Below are 6,204 nucleotides of genomic sequence, written 5' to 3' on the forward strand. Positions count from 1 at the left end.
GCCAACCAACAGCCACGAGGGGCTGCGCCGTTGGCTGGAACAACCTGTTACCCGAACGGGGAATGCCACCGTAACGGCAGCATGCGATGCTGACCGCCTTGATCCCTGCCAGCGAGAACGCCCGCATGACCACCATCATCGCCCCGCGCGTACACGACATCGGCGGCCTGGAAGTGCGCCGTGCAGTGCCCACCCTGCAGGCCCGCAGCATCGGCTCGTTCGTGTTCGTCGACCAGATGGGCCCGGCACTCATGCACCCCGGTACGGCCATCGACGTGCGCCCGCATCCGCATATCGGCCTGGCCACCGTCACCTATCTGTGGTCGGGCGCCATCGGCCACCGCGACACGCTGGGTTCGGACCAGGTGATCCGCCCGGGCGACGTCAACTGGATGACCGCCGGCCGCGGCATCGCCCATTCCGAGCGCACGCCACAACTGGACCGCGACCATGACAATCCGATCCACGGCATGCAGACCTGGGTAGCGTTGCCGAAGTCGCATGAGGAAATCGAACCGGCGTTCTACCACCATGCGGCTGCCACCCTGCCCGAGCAGCGTCGCAACGGCGCCTGGTTGCGGGTGATCGCCGGACGCGCCTATGGCGAGGAATCGCCGGTGCAGGTGTTCGCCGATACGCTCAACGTAGCGATCGATCTCGACCCGGATGCAGAGATCGACATCGATGATGGTCACCGCGAGCGTGCGCTGTACATCCTCGAGGGCGAAGCGCAACTGGATGGCGTGGACATTCCCGCCCAGCACCTGGTGATTCCCGAAGCGGGTGCGCGCGGGCGTCTGCGCGCGAAGACGCCGGTGAAGGCGATGCTGTTCGGCGGCGAGCCGCTGGATGGCCCGCGCCATCTGTGGTGGAACTTCGTTTCCAGTTCGAAGGAACGTATCGAGCAGGCCAAGCACGATTGGGAAGCCGGGCGTTTCGGCACCATTCCCGGCGACGACAAGGAATTCATTCCCCTGCCCGAGCATTGAGCATCGCGTGTTGCACACATCCGAGGGTGTATCCCTGCACCCGGCGTTGACGCTACAGTCACCCGCTGATCACTGAAATGTGACATAAATCACACTTTCGACCGTCAAAGGAGTGCAACACATGAGCATGGGTAAACGCTTGTCCGCCGAGTTCCTCGGCACGTTCTGGCTGGTTCTGGGTGGCTGTGGCAGTGCGGTGCTGGCCGCCAAGTTCGGTGGCGACGGCAATCCGCTGGGTATCGGTTTCCTCGGCGTGGCGCTGGCCTTCGGCCTGACCGTGGTGACCGGCGCCTACGCGTTCGGCCATATCTCCGGTGCGCACTTCAATCCGGCAGTCAGCGTAGGCCTGTGGGCCGGCGGCCGCTTCCCGACCAAGGACTTGATCCCTTACATCATCGCCCAGGTGGCCGGCGGCCTGCTGGCCGGCTTCATCCTGCTGCAGATCGCTTCCGGTGCCAGCGGCTTCGCCATTGATGGCAGCCAGGCCGGTGCGTTCGCCAGCAACGGCTATGGTGCGCTGTCGCCCGGTGGCTACAGCGTGGCGGCCGCGTTCCTGTGCGAAGTGGTGCTCACGGCAGTGTTCCTGATCGTCATCATGGGCGCGACCCATGGCAAGGCGCCGGCAGGCTTCGCGCCGCTGGCCATCGGCCTGGCCCTGACCCTGATCCACCTGGTCAGCATTCCGGTCACCAATACGTCGGTGAACCCGGCCCGTTCCACCGCGGTGGCCTTCTTCGCCGGCAGCGGCGCCACCGGCCAGCTGTGGCTGTTCTGGGTCGCCCCGCTGCTGGGCGGCGCGATCGGCGGCATCATCTACAAGTGGATCGGCAACGACCGTTGAGCCGTGACCGTGCCATTGCGGCCGACCTTCGGCCGCAATGGTTACGGATGTAACCGCGATTTGTGCGATCGCTCACGTTCCGTTAAGGTCTGGTCATCCGCCCGTGCTTGTGCCGGGCAGGACGGCATCCGGGGATGGGATGCCTCGGCCGCCGGTGACACCGGCGGTGCCAACGACACGCCACCTTGGGGGATGCATGAAGTTCGCGCCTGTTGTTTTGTCGAGCCTGCTGTTCGTTGCGGCGTCTGCCTGTGCGCAGGCCCCGGTCGAATGTCCTTCGTTGCCCGCCAGCAGCGGCCTGCAATGGCAGCAGCAGGCACAGTCCGGCTTCCTGGTCTGCCGTGCGGCCACCGGCGATGGTCGCGAGGTACTGAGCCTGATGCTCAGCCAGCGCGATCCGGGCATTCCGCTGACCCGCTCGCTGCGCCAGGAAAAGGGCAGCTTTGCCGGTGAATCGATGTACTGGTACCAGCCGGATCTGGGCGGCCAGCAGCCGCCCGGCTATGCCGAGCGCCGCATCAGCGTGGTCAAGCTGGACAAGGGCCGCTACGCGCAGATCGCGCTGTATCCCGACACCTCCCAGGAGCTGGGCACACTGCAGCAGCTTGCGCAGGGCATGAACCTGACGCCCTCTGCCGTGGCCGACGGCCGCTGAGAGGCTGCGGGGATGACTGCATTGCAGCGTCCCCGCAGGATCCGGCACGCCGGGCATCCGCCGGGCATGGCCCGGCGCTATTCCTCAGAACCTGCCTTCCTGGAAATCAACGAAGGCCTGCATCAGTTCTTCGCGGGTGTTCATCACGAACGGGCCGTGGCGCATCACCGGCTCGCGCAGCGGACGACCCACCACAAGGATCAACCGCGCACCTTCAGCACCTGCCGAAACATGCAGCTGCTCGCCGCCGCCCAGCACCGCCAGTTCCTGCCGGGCCACGTCGCGCGCAGCATCCTGCTCGCCCACTGTCAGCCCGCCTTCGAACACATAGACGAACGCGTTGTGGCCTTCCGGCAGCGCATAGGTCCAGGCGCGGTCGGCGGCCAGTTCGATATCCAGATACAGCGGATCGGTGGCGGGCTGCGCGATCGGGCCCGCCGTGCCCTCGACCGTACCGGCGATCACCTTGACCTGCACGCCTTCGGCCGGTCGCACCACCGGGATCTTTTCGGGAGCGAATTCCTGGTACTTCGGCGCGGTCATCTTGTCGCGCGCCGGCAGGTTCACCCACAACTGGAAGCCGCGCATCTGCCCGCTTTCCTGCTCGGGCATCTCCGAATGCACCAGGCCACGGCCGGCGGTCATCCACTGCACGCTGCCCGGGGTCAGCAGGCCTTCGTTGCCGTGATTGTCGCGATGCCGCATGCGGCCATCGAGCATGTAGGTAACGGTCTCGAAACCACGATGCGGATGCTCCGGGAAACCGGCGATGTAGTCCTCGGCACGATCGGTGCCGAATTCATCGAGCAGCAGGAACGGATCGAGGTCGGGCAGCGACGGACCGCCGATGACCCGGGTCAGGCGAACACCGGCACCGTCGGAGGTGGGCATGCCACGGATGGTGCGCAGGACGCGGACCGGCTCGGGAAGGCTCATGGTGACTCCTGTTGGATGGATGCCAGTAAAAATGGACGCTGCAGGGCGCAACGCCAATGGATGTCATCGCAACCGATTGTTCCATCCCTGGTGTTCGCCGCATGTCATGTCCGCACGCCGGCACCGCCTGCGTTGTGGGCAGCGAGGGAACATCGCCTACCTGCCACACCCATGTACGACCAAAGTACTACCGCTGAATGGTCCCGTGCACATTGACCCTGCCAAGGGCACGCGGGACTCTTTGCCTGTCTTTCCGGGAGAGAGCACCTCATGAAAGGTTTTTCCAAAATAGGCTGGGCGGCCCTCGCCCTGCTCGGCGCGTTCTGCCTGGGTACGGTGGCACTTCGACGCGGTGAGCACATCAATGCGTTGTGGATCGTGGTGGCGGCGGTATCGCTGTACCTGGTCGCCTACCGCTTCTACAGCTTGTTCATCGCCGACAAGGTGATGCAGATCGATCCGACCCGGGCCACCCCGGCGGTGATCAACAACGATGGCCTGGACTACGTACCGACCAACAAGCACGTGCTGTTCGGCCACCACTTCGCCGCCATTGCCGGTGCCGGTCCGCTGGTCGGCCCGGTGCTGGCCGCGCAGATGGGCTACCTGCCCGGCCTGCTGTGGCTGGTGGTCGGCGTGGTTCTGGCCGGCGCGGTGCAGGACTTCATGGTCCTGTTCCTGTCCAGCCGGCGCAACGGCCGCTCACTGGGTGACCTGGTGCGCGAGGAGATGGGCCAGGTGCCCGGCACCATCGCGTTGTTCGGTGCCTTCCTGATCATGATCATCATCCTGGCCGTGCTGGCGATGGTGGTGGTCAAGGCGCTGGCGGAAAGCCCGTGGGGCATGTTCACGGTGATCGCCACGATGCCCATCGCGATCCTGATGGGCGTCTACATGCGCTACATCCGGCCGGGCAAGATCGGTGAGATCTCGGTGGTGGGCCTGGTGCTGCTGCTGGCCGCGATCTGGTTCGGCGGCAAGGTGGCGGCAGACCCGACCTGGGGACCGGCCTTCACCTTCACCGGCACCCAGATCACCTGGATGCTGATCGGCTACGGTTTCGTCGCCTCGGTGCTGCCGGTGTGGCTGCTGCTGGCACCGCGTGACTACCTGTCGACCTTCCTGAAGATCGGCACGATCATCGCGCTGGCCATCGGCATCCTGGTGGTGATGCCGGAACTGAAGATGCCGGCGTTGACCCAGTTCGCTGCCAGCGGCGACGGCCCGGTGTGGAAGGGCGGCATGTTCCCGTTCCTGTTCATCACCATCGCCTGCGGCGCGGTGTCGGGTTTCCATGCACTGATTTCTTCGGGTACCACACCGAAGCTGCTGGCCAATGAAGCGCACATGCGCTACATCGGCTACGGCGGCATGTTGATGGAATCGTTCGTGGCCGTGATGGCACTGGTGGCCGCTTCGATCATCGATCCGGGCATCTACTTCGCGATGAACAGCCCGGCAGCAGTGATCGGTGCCGATGCAGCGTCGGCCGCGCACTACATCACCAACACCTGGGGTTTCACCATCACCCCCGAACAGCTGACGGCCACGGCCGCAGCCATCGGTGAACCGACCATCCTGCACCGCGCCGGTGGTGCGCCCACCCTGGCGGTGGGCATCGCGCAGATCCTGCATGAGGCGATTCCCAGCAGCAGCGATGCGATGATGGCGTTCTGGTACCACTTCGCCATTCTGTTCGAAGCACTGTTCATCCTCACCGCTGTGGATGCGGGCACCCGCGCCGGTCGCTTCATGCTGCAGGACCTGCTCGGCAACTTCATTCCTGCACTGAAGAAGACCGAGTCGTGGACCGCCAACATCATCGGTACGGCCGGCTGCGTGGCGCTGTGGGGCTACCTGCTGTACACCGGCGTGGTCGATCCGTTCGGCGGCATCCAGACGTTGTGGCCGTTGTTCGGCATCTCCAACCAGATGCTGGCGGGCATCGCGCTGATGCTGGGTACGGTGGTGCTGTTCAAGATGAAGCGTGACCGTTACGCGTGGGTCACTGCGCTACCTGCGGTGTGGCTGCTGATCTGCACCACCTACGCCGGTTTCATCAAGATCTTCGACAGCAACCCGGCGCAGGGTTTCCTGGCCCAGGCACACAAGTTCCAGGACGCGTTGGCCAGCGGCACCATCACCGCACCGGCGAAGTCGGTCGCACAGATGCAGCAGATCGTGGTCAATGCCTACGTCAACACGGGTCTGACCACGCTGTTCCTGCTGGTGGTGGCGTCGGTGCTGGTGTATTCGATCAAGACAATCGTGGCGGCGCGCCGCAATCCGCAGCGCAGCGACCGCGAGACCCCGTACGTGGCCCTCAAGCCGCATGAAATGGTGGACCTGTAATGAGTACGCAACTGGTTCCAGTGGGGCAGTACCAGGCGCATCGCCGCCTATGGCGACGCCTGGTGCAGACGGCACGGCTGTGCTGCGGCATTCCCGACTACGACAACTATGTGCGGCATGTGCGGGAGAAGCATCCGGACCGCGAGCCGATGGACTACAAGACGTTCTTCCGCGAGCGGCAGGAAGCGCGGTATGGCGGGCGCAACGGCGGGCGCTGCTGTTGAAGTTCGAGGTGGGTGCCGGGCTTGCAGCCCGGCGCCCGCAGAAGCAACTGCAACTGCAACTGCAACTGCAACGGCCGAAGCGTCGGCTCTGGGTTTCTGTTTGGTTGGCGGGGCGGTGTGGGCTTGCAGGACACGCCGTAAACCCGTCCATGGGGGCTCGATGGCGCCATCCATGGCGCCATCGAGCCCCCATGGACGGGTTTACGG

6 protein-coding genes are annotated in these 6,204 nt (G+C 65.0%); 5 read left to right on the forward strand and 1 reads right to left on the reverse strand.

Annotated elements, in window-relative coordinates:
* The first annotated feature begins 125 nt into the window (after positions 1-125).
* The 3 genes from DBR20_RS08575 (at position 126) to DBR20_RS08585 (ending at position 2,485) form a co-directional block, all read left to right on the forward strand.
* On the forward strand, positions 126-989 hold the full coding sequence (locus DBR20_RS08575) for a pirin family protein (RefSeq protein ID WP_108265885.1): 864 nt from the start codon (positions 126-128) through the stop codon (positions 987-989).
* A gap of 121 nt (positions 990-1,110) precedes the next feature.
* Entirely contained in the window at positions 1,111-1,830 is a 720-nt protein-coding gene (gene aqpZ / locus DBR20_RS08580; RefSeq protein ID WP_108265881.1) for an aquaporin Z, read from the forward strand.
* A gap of 196 nt (positions 1,831-2,026) precedes the next feature.
* On the forward strand, positions 2,027-2,485 hold the full coding sequence (locus tag DBR20_RS08585; protein WP_108265882.1) for a hypothetical protein: 459 nt from the start codon (positions 2,027-2,029) through the stop codon (positions 2,483-2,485).
* An 84-nt stretch (positions 2,486-2,569) separates the two neighbouring features.
* Here the strand turns inward: DBR20_RS08585 and DBR20_RS08590 are convergent, their stop codons facing one another.
* Positions 2,570-3,421, reverse strand: a complete 852-nt coding sequence (locus tag DBR20_RS08590; protein ID WP_108265883.1) for a pirin family protein — start codon at positions 3,419-3,421, stop codon at positions 2,570-2,572.
* Between the two features lie 270 nt (positions 3,422-3,691).
* On the opposite strand from DBR20_RS08590, the gene DBR20_RS08595 reads away from it, so the two are divergent.
* Complete coding sequence (locus DBR20_RS08595; RefSeq protein WP_108265884.1) at positions 3,692-5,773, forward strand: carbon starvation CstA family protein; 2,082 nt, start codon at positions 3,692-3,694, stop codon at positions 5,771-5,773.
* Positions 5,773-5,997 carry a CstA-like transporter-associated (seleno)protein gene (locus DBR20_RS08600; RefSeq protein ID WP_089236433.1) on the forward strand — a complete coding sequence of 75 codons (225 nt, stop codon included), beginning with the start codon at positions 5,773-5,775 and terminating at the stop codon, positions 5,995-5,997. The genes DBR20_RS08595 and DBR20_RS08600 overlap by 1 nt, the downstream gene beginning before the upstream one ends.
* Positions 5,998-6,204 lie beyond the last annotated feature (207 nt).

The organism is Stenotrophomonas sp. HMWF023 (genome assembly GCF_003060985.1).
GTDB classification, from domain to species: Bacteria; Pseudomonadota; Gammaproteobacteria; order Xanthomonadales; family Xanthomonadaceae; genus Stenotrophomonas; species Stenotrophomonas lactitubi.